At 66.3% G+C, this 15,620-nt stretch carries 14 protein-coding genes and 1 pseudogene; 8 read left to right on the plus strand and 7 right to left on the minus strand.

Annotated elements, in window-relative coordinates; translation table 11 throughout:
- Positions 1-10: 10 nt before the first annotated feature.
- Positions 11-1,174 carry an ADP-forming succinate--CoA ligase subunit beta gene (gene sucC, locus AC5Y4T_RS07285; RefSeq protein WP_499918484.1) on the minus strand — a complete coding sequence of 388 codons (1,164 nt, stop codon included), beginning with the start codon at positions 1,172-1,174 and terminating at the stop codon, positions 11-13.
- Between the two features lie 329 nt (positions 1,175-1,503).
- Here sucC and AC5Y4T_RS07290 point away from each other — a divergent pair, with 329 nt between their 5' ends.
- The gene (locus AC5Y4T_RS07290) at positions 1,504-2,547 is read left to right on the plus strand and encodes a M23 family metallopeptidase (RefSeq protein ID WP_499918486.1); all 1,044 of its coding nucleotides are present in this window, start codon (positions 1,504-1,506) and stop codon (positions 2,545-2,547) included.
- Position 2,548: 1 nt separating this feature from the next.
- The gene (locus AC5Y4T_RS07295) at positions 2,549-3,139 is read left to right on the plus strand and encodes a hypothetical protein (protein ID WP_499918487.1); all 591 of its coding nucleotides are present in this window, start codon (positions 2,549-2,551) and stop codon (positions 3,137-3,139) included.
- A gap of 85 nt (positions 3,140-3,224) precedes the next feature.
- On the opposite strand, the gene pcrA is transcribed toward AC5Y4T_RS07295, so the two are convergent.
- Positions 3,225-5,549, minus strand: a complete 2,325-nt coding sequence (gene pcrA, locus AC5Y4T_RS07300; RefSeq protein WP_499918488.1) for a DNA helicase PcrA — start codon at positions 5,547-5,549, stop codon at positions 3,225-3,227.
- Positions 5,550-5,940: 391 nt separating this feature from the next.
- On the opposite strand from pcrA, the gene AC5Y4T_RS07305 reads away from it, so the two are divergent.
- Together AC5Y4T_RS07305 and pgi are read left to right on the plus strand one after the other, a co-directional pair.
- Positions 5,941-6,261, plus strand: coding sequence for a chorismate mutase (locus tag AC5Y4T_RS07305; protein WP_499918489.1), 321 nt, complete (start codon positions 5,941-5,943; stop codon positions 6,259-6,261).
- 65 nt (positions 6,262-6,326) lie between these two features.
- A complete protein-coding gene (gene pgi, locus AC5Y4T_RS07310; RefSeq protein ID WP_499918490.1) occupies positions 6,327-7,991 on the plus strand; it encodes a glucose-6-phosphate isomerase in 1,665 nt (554 codons plus the stop codon).
- Between the two features lie 3 nt (positions 7,992-7,994).
- Here pgi and AC5Y4T_RS07315 read toward each other — a convergent pair whose 3' ends face one another.
- The 4 genes and pseudogenes from AC5Y4T_RS07315 to cobF all read right to left on the minus strand — a co-directional run bounded on the left by AC5Y4T_RS07315 (position 7,995) and on the right by cobF (position 10,400).
- A complete protein-coding gene (locus AC5Y4T_RS07315; RefSeq protein ID WP_499918491.1) occupies positions 7,995-8,744 on the minus strand; it encodes an SDR family oxidoreductase in 750 nt (249 codons plus the stop codon).
- Positions 8,745-8,785: 41 nt separating this feature from the next.
- A complete protein-coding gene (locus AC5Y4T_RS07320) occupies positions 8,786-9,253 on the minus strand; it encodes a zinc finger domain-containing protein (RefSeq protein WP_499919010.1) in 468 nt (155 codons plus the stop codon).
- A 153-nt stretch (positions 9,254-9,406) separates the two neighbouring features.
- A pseudogene (locus AC5Y4T_RS07325) lies at positions 9,407-9,649 on the minus strand (DNA-formamidopyrimidine glycosylase family protein); the annotation flags it as partial.
- 4 nt (positions 9,650-9,653) lie between these two features.
- On the minus strand, positions 9,654-10,400 hold the full coding sequence (gene cobF, locus AC5Y4T_RS07330; RefSeq protein WP_499918492.1) for a precorrin-6A synthase (deacetylating): 747 nt from the start codon (positions 10,398-10,400) through the stop codon (positions 9,654-9,656).
- A gap of 124 nt (positions 10,401-10,524) precedes the next feature.
- On the opposite strand from cobF, the gene AC5Y4T_RS07335 reads away from it, so the two are divergent.
- The 4 genes from AC5Y4T_RS07335 (at position 10,525) to AC5Y4T_RS07350 (ending at position 14,752) form a co-directional block, all read left to right on the plus strand.
- On the plus strand, positions 10,525-11,430 hold the full coding sequence (locus AC5Y4T_RS07335; RefSeq protein WP_499918493.1) for an AurF N-oxygenase family protein: 906 nt from the start codon (positions 10,525-10,527) through the stop codon (positions 11,428-11,430).
- A 245-nt stretch (positions 11,431-11,675) separates the two neighbouring features.
- Entirely contained in the window at positions 11,676-12,659 is a 984-nt protein-coding gene (locus AC5Y4T_RS07340) for a DUF4873 domain-containing protein (RefSeq protein WP_499919011.1), read from the plus strand.
- A gap of 370 nt (positions 12,660-13,029) precedes the next feature.
- A complete protein-coding gene (locus AC5Y4T_RS07345; RefSeq protein WP_499918494.1) occupies positions 13,030-13,773 on the plus strand; it encodes an STAS domain-containing protein in 744 nt (247 codons plus the stop codon).
- Positions 13,774-13,885: 112 nt separating this feature from the next.
- The gene (locus AC5Y4T_RS07350) at positions 13,886-14,752 is read left to right on the plus strand and encodes an LLM class flavin-dependent oxidoreductase (protein ID WP_499918495.1); all 867 of its coding nucleotides are present in this window, start codon (positions 13,886-13,888) and stop codon (positions 14,750-14,752) included.
- Positions 14,753-14,755: 3 nt separating this feature from the next.
- Here AC5Y4T_RS07350 and AC5Y4T_RS07355 read toward each other — a convergent pair whose 3' ends face one another.
- Positions 14,756-15,562: an enoyl-CoA hydratase/isomerase family protein gene (locus AC5Y4T_RS07355; RefSeq protein WP_499918496.1), complete on the minus strand. Its 807-nt coding sequence runs from the start codon at positions 15,560-15,562 to the stop codon at positions 14,756-14,758.
- Between the last annotated feature and the right edge of the window lie 58 nt (positions 15,563-15,620).

Consider the following 15,620-nt stretch of genomic DNA (forward strand, 5'->3'; position numbering starts at 1 on the left):
CTTGACTCCCCTACTTGTTCGCCAGCTCGGCGGCTTTGTCGGCACCGGCGTCCATGGTCTCGGCCTGGATCACCAGCGGGTGGTTGGCTTGGGCAAGGATGCGGCGGCCTTCGTCGACGTTGTTGCCGTCGAGCCGGACCACGAGCGGCTTGTTGGCCTCGTCGCCGAGCATGTTCAGCGCCGTCACGATCCCGTTGGCGACGGCGTCGCACGAGGTGATACCCCCGAACACGTTCACGAACACGCTCTTGACCTGCTTGTCGTTCAAGATGACGTCGAGGCCCGCGGCCATCACCTCCGCCGACGCGCCACCACCGATGTCGAGAAAGTTGGCCGGCTTCACGCCGCCGTGCTTCTCGCCCGCGTAGGCGACGACATCGAGCGTCGACATCACCAGGCCCGCGCCGTTACCGATGATGCCGACCGAGCCGTCCAACTTGACGTAGTTGAGGTCGTGCTCCTTGGCCTTGAGCTCCAGCGGGTCGGTGGCGTCGCGGTCCTCGAACTCCGCGTGACCGGGCTGACGGAAGTCGGCGTTGGCGTCCAATGTGACCTTGCCGTCCAGCGCAAGAATCTGGTCTTGCGGGTCGCGCACCAGCGGGTTGACCTCAACCAGGGTGGCGTCCTCGGCGACGAAGACCTCCCACAGCTTGTTGATGGTGATCGCGGCGGCGTCGAGCACCTCGGCGGGCAGGTGGCCCTGCTCGGCGATGGAGCGCGCGGTAGCAAGGTCGACACCCTTGACGGCGTCCACCGGAACCTTGGCCAGCCGCTCGGGCTTGGTCGCCGCGACCTCCTCGATCTCCATGCCGCCCTCGACCGAGCACATGGCCAGGTAGGTGCGGTTGGCGCGGTCGAGCAGGAAGGAGATGTAGTACTCCTCGGCGATGTCGCTGGCCTCGGCCACCAGCAGCTTCTTCACGACGTGTCCCTTGATGTCGAGACCGAGGATGTTCTTGGCGTGCTCGTAGGCGTCTTCGGGCGTGGCCGCGTATTTGACGCCGCCCGCCTTGCCGCGTCCGCCGACCTTCACCTGCGCTTTGACCATCACCGGACGGCCGATTTCGGTCGCGATCTCGCGCGCGCCCTCGGCGGTGTCGGTCACGCGTCCCGGCGTAGTCGGTACGTTGTGCTTGGCGAACAACTCTTTTGCTTGATACTCGAAAAGGTCCATGGACTCTCTGTCTTCGCTCGACTCAACTACTAGGCCTCTTGGTGGGCGTTGCCGCACCCGGCAACTCGCACGGACGAACTGTATCCACCCCTCCAACGGCGATTACCGCCGCGTCCGCCGATGTGGCACAGCTCACGAGCCGTGGGTTGACTGTCCGCGTGATCCAAATCACAATTCCGCCCTGATTTTCCGACGAGGTTGCCAGCCCCGCGCGTTAGCGGATACCTTCCTAGGGTCCAGATAACGTTATGGTCACGATACGAGGACATTTCAGGTTGTCCCAGCACCGTTTTGCCCGGTCTTCTGCCGTAACCGAAGGCGTCGTGAGGGTGGGTCGCGCGGCAGGCGCCCGATGGGCCGAAGCACCGCATCGCACCGAGGTCACGGAAATCCTTCCGCTCGACGGCTTTGACTTCGACGACTTCGAGTTCAGCGACGACGCCGGCGATCTTGGCGACCTGGACTTCAACGGCGACTCACCCTTCGACAACGAAGCGCAGGTGCTGCTGGCGCCCGAGCTCGACGACCTGCACGAGGCCGACGACGTACGTCCGGTCTGGCTGGCCGCACCCGTCACCGAGGTGCTGCCGCGGGTGATCGTCGAGCCTCGCACCGAACGACGCCCGGATCGCTCGCACACCGTCGACGTCGTAGGCGTCCGCCGCGCAGGACAGCACCGCAAGCAACCGACCAGCGCGGCCCGGGGCCGCCTGCTGATCTCGGCGATGGCGGCGGGAGCGGCCGCCGCGGCCGCCCACACGGCCACCAGCCACGCCGACACCCCCACAACCGACGCGGTGCTGACCGCCAACGCGTCGGCGCTGGGCGGCGGGGCGGGCAGCAACACCGTCCGCGGCCCGCAGGTGATCGCCGCGGCGCCGTCGGCCACCGCCGCACTGCACAACCAGGAGCTCGCCAAGGGCGTCGCCTTCGCCAACGACCGCGCCGAACGCGAGGCGCGGTTGTCGCAGCCGCTCTACGTGATGCCGACCAAGGGCATCTTCACCTCCAACTTCGGCTACCGCTGGGGGGTGCTGCACGCCGGTATCGACCTGGCCAACTCGATCGGCACACCGATCTACGCGGTGTCCGACGGCGTGGTCATCGACTCCGGGCCGGCCAGCGGCTACGGGATGCTGGTCAAGTTGCGCCACGCCGACGGGACGGTCACGCTCTACGGCCACGTCAACACCACGCTCGTCAGCGTCGGTGAGCGCGTGATGGCCGGCGACCAGATCGCCACGATGGGCAACCGGGGCAATTCCACCGGCCCCCACCTGCATTTCGAGGTGCTGCAGGGCGGCACCGAACGGATCGATCCCGTGCCGTGGCTCGCTAAGCGTGGTCTTACAGTCGGCAACTACGCTGGCTGAGGTGACCGAGCCGAACGAAGAACCTTCCGGTCCGCGTCCGCCCGAGCCCACGCCCGAGCACGATCCGCCCTCCGACTCACGGACACGGATCATCCGCCGCGCGCCTACCGGCCCCATCCCGACCACGCCGGACGCCCCGACAACGCACTTCGCTCCGCAATCGGCGCCCTACCGGGCCGGTCCCCATGCGGGTCGGACCAACTATGCCGGGGTCCCGGCCCTCGAACCCTCCGATCGGACGGCCGTTGCCGCGTGCGCGGTGAGCATCATCAGCGGCTGGGCCACGTCGGTGGTGGCCACCGATCTGATCGCCGGTTGGTGGCGAACCGATCGTCTGTTCTGCATCGCGGTCGCGTTCCTGGCCCTGGTGTTTGCGGGGACCACGGTGTCCGGCGTGATCATGCTGCTGCAGCGCCGATCGATCAGCCGCTACCTGTTGATGGCCGGCGCCCTCGTCGCCTTCCTCACCTACATCGGGGTGTTCATCGCCGGCGCGCGGGTCGCATGGGTGGTGCACCTGCTGCCGATATTGCCGATCGCCACGGTGGTGCTGGTGCTGCTTCCGCAGACCAAACGGTGGCTGGGCGCCTGACCTTCACCGAACGCGCACTGCGGGCGAATATTTCGCCGAATTTCCGCCGTGAGTGCACGTTCGACGCGGTCGATTGCCGCCGGGGCTAAAGCTTGCTGAGCGGGGCGTGGTTGTGCATCAGCTTCACCCGGCCCGAGCTGCCGAAGTCGATCAGCGACATCGCCGATTCGCCGACGCCGGACACCTCCTCGACCCGGCCCAGCCCGTACTTGTCGTGCGTCACCCGGTCGCCGGGGGCGAGCACCAGTAGCGGGCGTTTGCTCATTCCCGAGCGGGTGGGGGCGGCCCGCGGCGTGCCGAACCGGCCGGCACCGCTCACGGGCGCGCTGAACGAGGGGGCCGGCGCGGTGCGTCGCCAATCGATGAGTTCCTGTGGAATCTCTTGCAGGAAGCGCGATTCCGGGTTGAGCATGGGCTGTCCCCAGGAGGACCGGACGATCGCCCTGCTCAGGTAGAGCCGTTGGCGGGCCCGGGTGATCCCGACGTAGGCCAGCCGCCGCTCCTCGGAGAGTTCGACCGGATCGTCCAATGACCGCATGTGAGGGAACATCCCGTCCTCCCATCCGGTCACGAACACCACCGGAAACTCCAGGCCCTTGGCGGTGTGCAGCGTCATCAGGGTGACCATGCCGGCGCCGTCTTCGGGAATCTCGTCGCTGTCAGAGACCAGCGAAACCCGCTCCAGAAACTCGGCCAGCACGCCGGTATCCGGCACGTCTTCGTCTTCGGGGGCTTGCAAGGACTCGCCCAGTGCCGCGGCGTTGGCCCGATCGGTACTGAATTCGTGTGCCACGCTGACGAGTTCGTTGAGGTTGTCCAGACGCGCGAGTTCCTGGGGATCGGTCGAGGATTCGAGTTCCCGGCGGTATCCGGTGCGTTCGAGCACCGACTCGACCAGATCGCCGAGATCGTCGTCCAGGCGTCCGCGCAGCTCGTCGAGCAGTTCGACGAAACCGGCGATCGACTTCTCGGCACGCGAATTCAGCATCGGCACTTTGCCTTCGGCCGCGGCCACGAGCGCGTCGGCGAAACTGGCGCCGGTGTTCTCGGCATACACCGCCACGCACGCCTCGGCGCGATCGCCGATGCCCCGGCGAGGGGTGTTGAGGATGCGCCGCATGCTGACCGTGTCGCCGGGGTTGTCCAGCACCCGCAGATAGGCGACGATGTCGCGAATCTCCTTACGCTCGTAGAAGCGCACTCCGCCAACGACTTTGTAGGGTATCCCGGCGCGGATGAACACCTCTTCGAACGACCGGGACGAGTTGTTGGTGCGGTAGAAGATGGCGACGTCGTTGTAGGTGATCTCGCCGTTGGCGGCCAGCGCGTCGATCTCCTCGGCGACGAATCGGGCTTCGTCGTGTTCGTTGTCGGCGACGTAGCCGACGATCAACTCACCGGCGCCTTCGGCGGTCCACAGCCGCTTGTCGCGGCGTCCGGAGTTGCGGGCGATCACGGAGTTGGCCGCGGACAGGATGTTCTGCGTCGAGCGGTAATTCTGTTCCAGCAGAATGGTTGTCGCGTCCGGGTAATCGCGTTCGAAGTCCTCGATGTTGCGGATGGTGGCGCCGCGGAACGCATAGATCGACTGGTCGGCGTCGCCGACCACGCACAGCTCGGCGGGCGGCACGCCGTCCGCGGTGTCCGTGCCCACCAACTCGCGCACCAGGACGTACTGCGCGTGGTTGGTGTCCTGGTATTCGTCGACGAGAACATGACGGAACCGCCGCCGGTAGTGCGCGGCGATCTGCGGGAAGGCCCGCAGCACCGCCACGGTCTCCCCGATCAGGTCGTCGAAGTCCAGCGCGTTGGCCGCGCGCAGCCGCCGCTGGTATTCGCCGTAAACGCCGGCCACGGTGCGGGACAGCTCGTCGGAATCGTCGGTCAGGTTGCCCACCGCCGCGGCCGGGTCGATCAGCTCGTTCTTCAGGTTGGAGATGGCGTTGGCCAGCAGCCGCGGCGAATAGCGCTTGATGTCGAGGCCCATGTCGCGCCCGATCATCTGCAGCAGGCGCCGCGAGTCGTCGGCGTCATAGATGGAGAAGTTGGAGTTGAGGCCCTCGATCAGGGACGCCTGGTTGCGCAGGATGCGCACGCAGGTCGAGTGGAAGGTCGACACCCACATGGCGCGAGCCCGGTTGCCCACCAGCCGCACCACCCGTTCCCGCATCTCGGCGGCCGCTTTGTTGGTGAAGGTGATGGCCAGCACCTGACCGACCCCGACGCCACGCTCGGCAATCAGGTACGCGATGCGGCGGGTCAGCACCGCGGTCTTTCCCGAACCCGCACCCGCGACGATCAGCAGTGGGGAGCCCTCATGCACCACCGCCTGGCGCTGTTGGGGATTGAGGCCCTCGAGCAGTTGATCTGCCTCGGAGGCCGGCTTGGCATCTGTTGCGTGCACACTCATGTCAGTCCAAACTTACCGCCGCCCACTGACGCTGAAGCGCCCCGGCATCAGACCAGGTTAGTGGCCGGGGCGACCGGGACGCCGTCACGCCGACTCGCGGGAATTCGGCGTGTCGGACCGCGATTTCCGGACCGGGTTCGATCGCCGGCGCAATTGCACCCAAGTTCAAAAACCGCAGCTTAAATCCCATTCTTTGTACGTCTAGCATTTTTGATGGCAAACTCGATTCGTGCTCAACGCGCAGTGTCGGCGACACTCCACGACTCAGGAGTGGCGCCGTTGACTCCCCTACGGGTGCCGGTTCGCGGTGCCCGTGGGTTAACTGCTTCCGCAGAGCCCCGTGGTCCGCTTTCGGCGCCCGGGGCTCGTCTTTTGTGAGGCCCGATACTGCATGAGACCAGAACCCCCCAATCACGACGAAGACGCGGAGTCAGCAGAGATGAACACCGAGATCGCGGAGACCCGAGAGGTCACCGACATAGACGACTTGCGCCAGGAGATCGACCGGCTCGACGCCGCGATTCTCGATGCAGTGAAACGACGCACCCAGGTATCGCAGGCGATCGGTAAGGCCCGGATGGCCTCCGGCGGCACGCGACTGGTCCATAGCCGCGAAATGAAGGTGATCGAGCGCTACAGCGAACTCGGCCCCGAAGGCAAGGACCTGGCGATACTGCTGCTGCGCTTGGGCAGGGGCCGGCTCGGTCACTGACGCGGCGGAGCACCGGCTCGCCCCGACACCTGGCTCCGTCACGTCACAGCCCATAGTGTCGAAGGATGACCTCCGTGCACATCCTCCCCGACATCACCGCCACCCCGGCATGGGACGCCCTGCGCAGGCATCACGACCAGATCGGCGACACCCATCTTCGGCAGTTCTTCGACGACGATCCCGATCGCGGCCGCGAGCTGACCGTCTCCGTCGGCGACCTCTACATCGATTACAGCAAGCACCGCATCACACGAGAAACGCTGCGGCTCTTGATCGATCTCGCGCGCACGGCCAACCTCGAGGAGCGCCGCGACCAGATGTTCGCCGGGGTGCACATCAACACCTCGGAGGACCGCGCGGTCCTGCACACCGCCCTGCGACTGCCCCGGGACGCCGAACTGGTCGTCGACGGCGAAAACGTCGTCCAAGACGTGCACTCGGTGCTCGACGCCATGGGCGAGTTCACCGACCGGTTGCGCACCGGCGACTGGACCGGGGCCAGCGGGAAACGGATCAGCACCGTGGTCAACATCGGGATCGGCGGATCGGACCTCGGCCCGGTGATGGTCTACCAGGCACTGCGTCACTATGCGGATGCGGGGATCTCGGCGCGTTTCGTCTCCAACGTCGACCCCGCCGACCTGATCGCCACCCTGGCCGACTTGGACCCCGCCACAACGCTTTTCATCGTCGCGTCCAAGACGTTCTCGACGCTGGAAACCCTGACCAACGCGACGGCCGCGCGTCGCTGGATCACCGACGCCCTCGGCGACGCCGCCGTGGCGCAGCACTTCGTCGCCGTCTCCACCAACAAACGCCTCGTCGACGATTTCGGCATCAACACCGACAACATGTTCGGGTTCTGGGACTGGGTTGGCGGCCGCTACTCGGTGGACTCGGCGATCGGTCTTTCGTTGATGGCCGTTATCGGCCGACAAGCCTTCGCGGACTTCTTATCCGGATTCCACATCGTCGACCGGCACTTCAAGACGACGCCACTGGAATCGAACGCGCCTGTGCTGCTTGGCCTTATCGGCCTGTGGTATTCGAACTTCATGGACGCGCAATCGCGCGCCGTGTTGCCGTATTCCAATGACCTGGCGCGTTTCGCGGCCTATCTGCAACAGCTGACCATGGAATCCAACGGCAAGTCGACCCGCGCGGACGGCAGCCCGGTCACCACGGATACCGGTGAAATCTTCTGGGGCGAACCGGGAACCAACGGGCAGCACGCGTTCTACCAGTTGCTGCATCAGGGCACCCGACTGGTGCCCGCCGATTTCATCGGGTTCAGCCAACCCCTCGACGATCTGCCCACCGCCGAGGGCAGCGGCAGCATGCATGACCTGTTGATGAGCAACTTCTTCGCCCAGACCCAGGTGCTGGCCTTCGGCAAGACCGCCGAAGAGATCGCCGCCGACGGCACGCCTTCGGACGTCGTGCCGCACAAGGTGATGCCCGGTAACCGGCCGTCGACCTCGATCCTGGCCAACCGGCTCACCCCGTCCGTCTTGGGCCAGCTGATCGCGCTGTACGAACATCAGGTATTCACCGAGGGCGTGATCTGGGGAATCGACTCGTTCGACCAATGGGGAGTGGAGCTCGGCAAAACCCAGGCCAAGGCGTTGCTTCCGGTGATCACCGCCGACGGCTCGCCGGCGCCGCAGTCCGACAGCTCCACCGACGCACTGGTGCGCCGCTACCGCACCGAACGCGGGCGAACCAGCTGAATCTCAGGCGAACATCTTGGTCAGCTGAGGCGGTAGCACCCGCATCAACTGCACCAGCGGCGCCCACGGCCACCACGGCACCGCGGCCCGGCCGGGCTCGCGTTCCATGGCGGCGACGAGCGCGTTGACGCCGGTTTCGTTGTCCACCATCAACATTGTGCTGTTCGACTTCGCCGTCATCTCCGACTCGATGTAGCCGGGCTCGATGACCGAAACCTTGACGGGCCCCTTGGCGTATTCGGCGCGCAGCGATTCGCCCAGTGAGCTCACCCCGGCCTTGCTCGCCGCGTAGGCCGCCTTGACGCCGGGCACGCCCTTGTTGCCGAGCACCGAGGAGATCAGCACCAGGTGGCCCGAACCGGTTTTGTTGAACATCTCCAGGGCGGTCTCGATCTGCACCAGAGCTGCCACCAGGTTGGTCTCGATGGTGGCCTTGTTGGCCCACAGCTTGCCGGACCCCAGTTTCGCGCCCTTGCCGATGCCGGCGTTGACGACGATGCGGTCGATGCCGCCCAGTTCGTCGCTGAGTTCGGCGAACACTTTGGGGACGGCCTCGTGGTCGTTGACGTCGAGCGCGGCGACCGCGATCGTGATGCCCGGATGTTTCTGCGACAGCTCGGCTTTCAGCTCATCGAGCCGGTCGGTGCGCCGCGCGCACAGCGCAAGGTCGCGGCCTTTGGCGGCGAACGCGCGCGCCATCCCGGCGCCCAGGCCGGAGCTGGCACCGGTGATGAGGATCTTCTGGCGAGTCATCGGGGCAGCATATCGACAGGTGTCAACTCGCGGTCGCGCGACTACTTCAGCAAACGCGACATGCGCCGGTCGGCGAGGACCTTGCCACCCGTCTGGCACGTTGGGCAGTATTGAAAAGACTTGTCGGCGAACGACACTTCGCGAACGGTGTCCCCGCATACCGGACAGGGCAATCCGGTGCGGGCGTGCACCCGCAATCCGGAACGCTTCTCGCCCTTGAGCGTGGCCGCCCCCTGCCCGACGGACCGGCTCACCGCATCGGTGAGCACCGAGACCATCGCATCGTGCAGCGTGGCGAGCTGGGCGCCGGTCAGCTTGTTCGCGGTGGCGAATGGCGAAATGCGGGCGACGTGCAGGATCTCGTCGCTGTAGGCGTTGCCGATCCCGGCGATCACCTTCTGGTCGGTGATGACCGTTTTGATCCGGCCGGTGTTACCGGCCAACCGATCGCCCAGCGCACCCATGTCCAGGTCCAGCGCGTCCGGCCCGAGGCCGGCGATCTGTGGGATCTGCTGCGGATCGGCCACCAGCCACACGGCCAGCCGCTTCTGGGTGCCTGCCTCGGTGAGGTCGAAGCCGGGCGCCGCACCGGGCGTACCCAGGTGCACCCGAAGCGCGATCGGGCCCTTGCCGGGCCGCAGCGGCGCCGCGGCCAGGTTGTCCGACCACCGCAGCCAGCCAGCCCGCGACAGGTGCGCGATCAAATAGAGATTGTCCGTCCGCAACCCGAGGTATTTGCCCCACCGCTCGGCCCCGACCACGGTCTGGCCGTGCAGCGCGCTGATCGGCGGGTCGAACGTCTTCAACACGGACAGGGCGGCGACGTCGACCCGGCCGATGGTCAGGCCGACGGCATGGCGCCGCAGGTGGTCGACCAGCGCTTCGATCTCGGGTAGTTCGGGCACGGTTTCAGTGTGCCGGTCTAAGCAAATAGGTGTCCATGATCCAGCCGTGCCGGGCGCGGGCTTCGGCTCGCAGCGAAACGATGCGGGACCCCACCTCGCCGACGGTGCCCGCGACGAGCAGTTCGTCGTCGGTGCCCAGATAGGCGCCCCACCAGATCCGCGTGTCGGGCGGACAGAGACGGAACGAGCAGTCGGCGTCGAGCATCACGACGGCGGATCCGGGAGCCGGCCCGCGGCTGCGCAGTTGCCTTCCGGTGGTGATCAGAACGGGTTCGCCGACCTCGTTGAGCGGGATGCGGTGTCGCGCGGTCAGCGCCTGCACGGCGGTGATGCCCGGGATGACGTCGAACGTGAAGTCGACCCGCGCGGCCACGGCGTCGAGGATGCGCAAGGTGCTGTCGTAGAGCGACGGATCGCCCCACGCCAGAAACGCCCCGACGCCATGCGGGCCCAGCTCGGTGGAGATGGCGTCGGCCCAGATGGCCGCGCGGGCGGCGTGCCAATCCGCGACCGCGTCCCGGTAGTCGGCATCGACTGTCCGCTTCGGGTCCGACAGCTCCACGAAGCGGTAGCCCGGCTCGCGGATGAAGCGGCCGCAGATCTCGCGGCGCAGCGCCACCAGGTCGCTCTTCTGCTCGCCCTTGTCCATCGCGAAGAACACCTGGGTGTCGTTCAGCGCCTCGATCGCCTGCACGGTCAGGTAGGCGGGATCGCCGGCACCTATGCCGATGACGTGAATGTGCCGACCCACTCGTCGCCTCCCGCCGCCCGTTGCCCGACAGATTGCCGAATCGCAACCTTCAGCATCTAGCCGGGACCGCAAGTACCCAGTACCATGGGTACCGTCTGAAGCACCCAATGGAGGGAGCGGCGCAATGACCTCAGCGGTCAAGCCGGTAGGGCCCAGTCGTGAAGAATTCTCCGACCGCCTGCTGAAGGGCTCGGTCAAAAAGTCTTATGAGCCCGTCGTCGACATCGACTGGGACGCCCCGCTCGACCCGGACAAGTTCTATCTGCCGCCGAGGCTGGTGTCGCTCTACGGCACGCCGATGTGGGACGAGATGACCCGCGAGCAGCAGATCGAGCTGTCCCGCCACGAACTGGTCAACACCTTGTCGGCCGGGATCTGGTTCGAGAACATGCTCAATCAATCGTTGCTGCGCACGATCCTGCACGAGGACCCGACAAGCAAGTCGACGCATTACAAGCTCACCGAACTGGGTGACGAGACCCGGCACATGGTGATGTTCGGCAAGGCCATCGAACGCGTCGGCGCCAAGCCGGTACGTCCGCGGCGGTTGCACCGGATGATCATCAACCTGCTGCCATTGGCCTTTCAGCGCGGCTCGATGCTCTGGGTGGCCGCCCTGATCGGTGAGGAGATCTTCGACTCGCTGCAGCGGCAGATGATGGACGACCCGGAATTGCAGCCAATCATCCAGCGGCTCATGCGTATTCACGTCACCGAAGAGGCGCGTCACATCCAGTTTGCGCGCGACGGTGCCCGCAAGCGCGTGGTCGAAATGCCCCGGTTGAACCGCTGGTTCATGGCCAACATCAACGGCCTGGGCGGCTACTTCTTCAACTACCTCTTCAGCAACCCCGTGCCGTACGCGCGAGCGGGTCTGGACCCGAGGCGGGCCCGAAAGGTCGCGCGCTCCAGTCCGCACCGGCGCGAGGTGCAGGTCGCCGGCTTCGCGCCACTGGCGGCGTTTTTGACCGAAGTCGGCTTGATGGGCTCGATCGCCCGCCGCGGCTGGAAGCGCAGCAGATTTCTGTGACGCAGCCGCATGACCGCGCCGAGCACCGCCGTCATATCGTCGTCGTCGGCGCGGGCGCCCGCGGTGAGAACGCCCAAACCGCCTTGCTGGCAGCCGGTTTCACCGATCTCGTCGCCCTCGACGACCATGTCGAGAGGTCACGCTTCGACGACGTCACCGACACCTGGGTGTTGACCACGGCCGGTGGCGCGGTCTTGCGGGCCGACATCGTCGTCGCCGCTGACCGTCCGGTCCAGCGACCGTGGCTGCCGCGCATATCCGGGTGGTTCGGCGGGGAGTCGTTTCACGCCGCGGCGTGGGATGCCGGATTCGATCCGTCCGGCAAGCGCATCGCGGTCGTCGGGACCGACGCCAGCGCCGGGCACCACATCGACCGGCTGGCCCACACAGCCGCATCGGTCACCGTGTTCCCCCACGCGCCGCGTCGCGTCGTCAGCGAGGTGCCGGCGTGGTCCACGCGGGCCCAGCGCTGGCTGCGCCGCCACATTCGGACGGCCGGCCGGCCCTCGGTCGCGATCGCCTCGTCGGTCATCGAGGCGCTGACCGAGACGGGGGTGCGCACCAGCGATGGCGCCGACCACCGGGTCGACGCCATCATCTACGGGACCGGATTCTGCATTCCGCAGGACGTCGCCGATGAGACGCTGGTCGGCGCGGCCGGGCTGCCGATCCGCCGCGCCTGGCACGACGGCATGGAGCCCTTCTACGGGGTGGCCGTTCGCGGGTTTCCCAACTACTTCTTCATCACCGGACCCGACCCGGACGCGCAGGCGCGCTACATCGCCGAATGCCTGAAAGCCATGCGGCGCACCGTCAGTGGCCGCATCGAGGTGCGCGCCAGCAGCCAGCAGGTGTTCAATGAGCGGGCTCAGTTGCATGCCCCCGAGCCGCCCCCGGTGGCGTCGGCCTTCGAACTCTCGGCCAGCGTGCCCGCCGGCGAAGACATTTACGACGGCGCCGCCACACTGGAAATCGCCGGCGCCCGCCACCCGGTGCGGGTCCGGCTGACCGGTCATCTGGACCCGATCGACGGCCGCTACCACTGGCAGGGAACGGTGTTTGGTTCCGAGTCGGAACCGCTGTCCGGCGAGATCCTCAAGCAGGCGAGAACCGGCACGCTGACCGTCGGAGAGTGCAGCGCGGCCGCCCGCATCGTCGAAAGAACACCGTGGGGGACGCACTCGGTCGCCGGAGTAGGCGCTCCCCCCTACGCCCTGAGCAACCGCTGAGCCGATCTGCGCGCCCGCACGCCGGCCGAGCCAGTGCCTTTGCACTGGTTAACGCACCGGCCACCGGACGTACCTAAAAGTTTGGCGGCAATCGCGGTGTGGTAACCCCGAACAAAGCGCGTGCCGGGCGTTGAGCCCCATGGCGCGTGGAGTGATGGTCGACTTCCCACGGTGGAGGGCCGCATGGTGGTTTCGTTGCGAGCTTGTGGGTACGGATTTGCCGGGTCCCAATCGCCGCGTGCGGTTTCGGGCGGTATTTGGCCGCCGGCGCCCCGATTAGACTTTTGCCGCTGAGAGCGGATACTCAAGCAATCGTCCCGGCGGAATGCGAGGAGCGGGAAATGAAAACGGACACCAGGACCGAGCTGGAATGACCCCGGTGGCCGTGGCAATGCGGACGGATAACTCGGTTGCCGTTCTGACCGTCGACGGCGAACTTGATGCCGCCCACGAAACCCCGCTTCGCGACCGCATCCTCAAGGCCACACTGGACGACGCGGCGGCCGTGATCGTCAACGTTTCCGGGCTCAAGGTTCACACCGAATCCGCATGGTCCGCCTTCATGGGCGCGTATTGGCAGCTCGGCGACGCGCCCCACATCCCGATTCTGCTGGTCTGCACCGACCGCGCGGCCCGCGACGCGATCACCCGTAGCGGTGTCAGCCACTTCATGCCCATCTACTCGAGCGAGAAGGCCGCGCTCAAAGCGCTCGGCCAGAACAGACGTCGCCCGGTGCGGCGCGCCGACATTCAGCTGCCCGCCGACCTGACCAGCCTGCGCGAATCGCGGCGCCTGGTCCGTGAATGGCTTACCGCCTGGTCGCAGTCCAAGCTCATTCCGGTGGCGCTGGTGGTGGTCAACGTGTTCGTGGAGAACGTGCTGGAACACACCGCGAGCGTCCCGGCGGTGCGAATCGAGGCGCAAGGTGACGCCGCGACCATCGCGGTGTCGGATGCGAGCAACACGCCTGCGGTGCGACTGCCCTCGCCGAATAAAGGCATCGACGTGTCCGGGCTGGCGATCGTCGAGGCGTTGTCCCGAGCCTGGGGCAGCACACCCACCTCGTTCGGCAAGACGGTGTGGGCTGTCATCGGTCCCGAGAACCAGCTGTAGCGCAAACCTGCTCCAGCCGGCGGCCCGGCGTCGTCGCGCCCATTTCGCGGTTGTGCTGAAACTAGAACACGTTCTAATGTCGGAAGACGACCCCTTCAGGAAGGCAGATGACGTGCGGTTTACCTACGCAGAGGCGATGACGGACTTTAGGTACTACATCCCGCTGGCTCAGGCGGCCGAGGCGGCCGGCTACGACGCCATGACGATCGCCGACAGCATCGCCTACCCCTTCGAATCCGACTCGAAGTACCCCTATACCCCGGACGGCAACCGCGAGTTCCTGGACGGCAAGGAGTTCATCGAAACCTTCGTGCTGACTTCGGCGTTGGGCGCGGTGACCACCAAGCTGCGCTTCAACTTCTTCGTGCTCAAGCTGCCCATCCGGCCACCGGCGTTGGTGGCCAAGCAAATCGGCTCGCTGGCCGCGATGACCGACAACCGGGTGGGTTTCGGAGTCGGCACCAGCCCGTGGCCCGAGGATTACGAGCTGCTGGGTGTGCCGTTCGCCAGGCGCGGCAAGCGGATGGACGAATGCATCGAAATCATTCAGGGGCTCACCACTGGTGAGTACTTCGAATTCCATGGCGAGTTTTACGACATCCCCAAGACCAAGATGACCCCGGCCCCCACCAAACCCGTCCCGATTCTGATCGGCGGGCACGCCGACGCGGCACTGCGGCGTGCGGCACGCCTGGATGGCTGGATGCACGGCGGCGGCGACCCCGAGGAACTCGACCACCTGCTGGCCAAGCTCACCAAGTTCCGCGAAGAAGCAGGCAAGACCGGGCCGTTCGAGATCCACGTCATCTCGGCCGACGCCTACACCGCGGACGGCATCAAACGGCTCGAGGACAAGGGCGTCACCGACGTCATCGTCGGATTCCGCATCCCCTACATCAAGGGCAACGACAACGAGCCGCTGGACAGCAAGATCCGCAATCTGGAGATGTTCGCCGAGAACGTCATCGCGAAACTGTAACTCTCACAGCACATCCCATTTCGGTGCGCGTTTTTCCCGGTGCGCCATCGCGGCCTCCACCGGGTTGTTCGTGAAGCCGCTGAGGATCTGGGTGCGGTTCTCGATCTCGATGGCGTGGCGCAGGCTGGGGGCGTCCAGGGCGGCGTTGAGGCCAATCTTGGTCTGCCACACGCCATATGCGTTGTTCTCGGCGATCGAGCGCGCCAGCTTGACCGCGGCCGGCATCAGATCATCGGGGGCGACGACCTCGTGCACCAGCTTGATCCGATAGGCCTCGGCCGCGTCGATGATGCGACCGGTGAGCATGAGTTCGCGGGCCACCCCGGCGCCGACGATCTTGGGCAGCAGGTAGCTGGTGCCCATGTCCATCGACGAGAAGCCCGCCTTGATGAACACCGAACCGAATCGGGCCTGCTCGGAGGCGACGCGGATATCGCAGACCAACGCGAACGCCAGGCCACCCCCGACGGCGACACCGTTGACCGCGCCGATCACCGGAACGTCCATCTCGTAGATCCGGGTGTACAGGTTGGCCAACCGAACCTGGGCGTCGTAATTGACCTTGAACGCCGGGGTGGTCGGCTTGTTCTTCGTCCACGCCTGACCGGTGCCGCTCAAATCGGCGCCGGCGCAGAACCCGCGCCCGGCGCCGGTCAGGATCGCCACCCGGTACTCGCCTTGGTCCAGCACATCCAGGGCCTCGTGGACGCCGTCGATCAACGACCCATCGATGGCGTTGAGGCGCTCCGGCCGGTTGAGGGTGATGCAGGCGATCTCGTCTTCGAGGGGTTCCAGTGTCACTGCGGGCATAGGGGAACCGTAGGCGACGACGCAATTCACCCAGGAGGCATACCGTGGTTGCGACCGC

The sequence above is a fragment of the Mycobacterium sp. NGS11 genome, assembly GCF_059813315.1.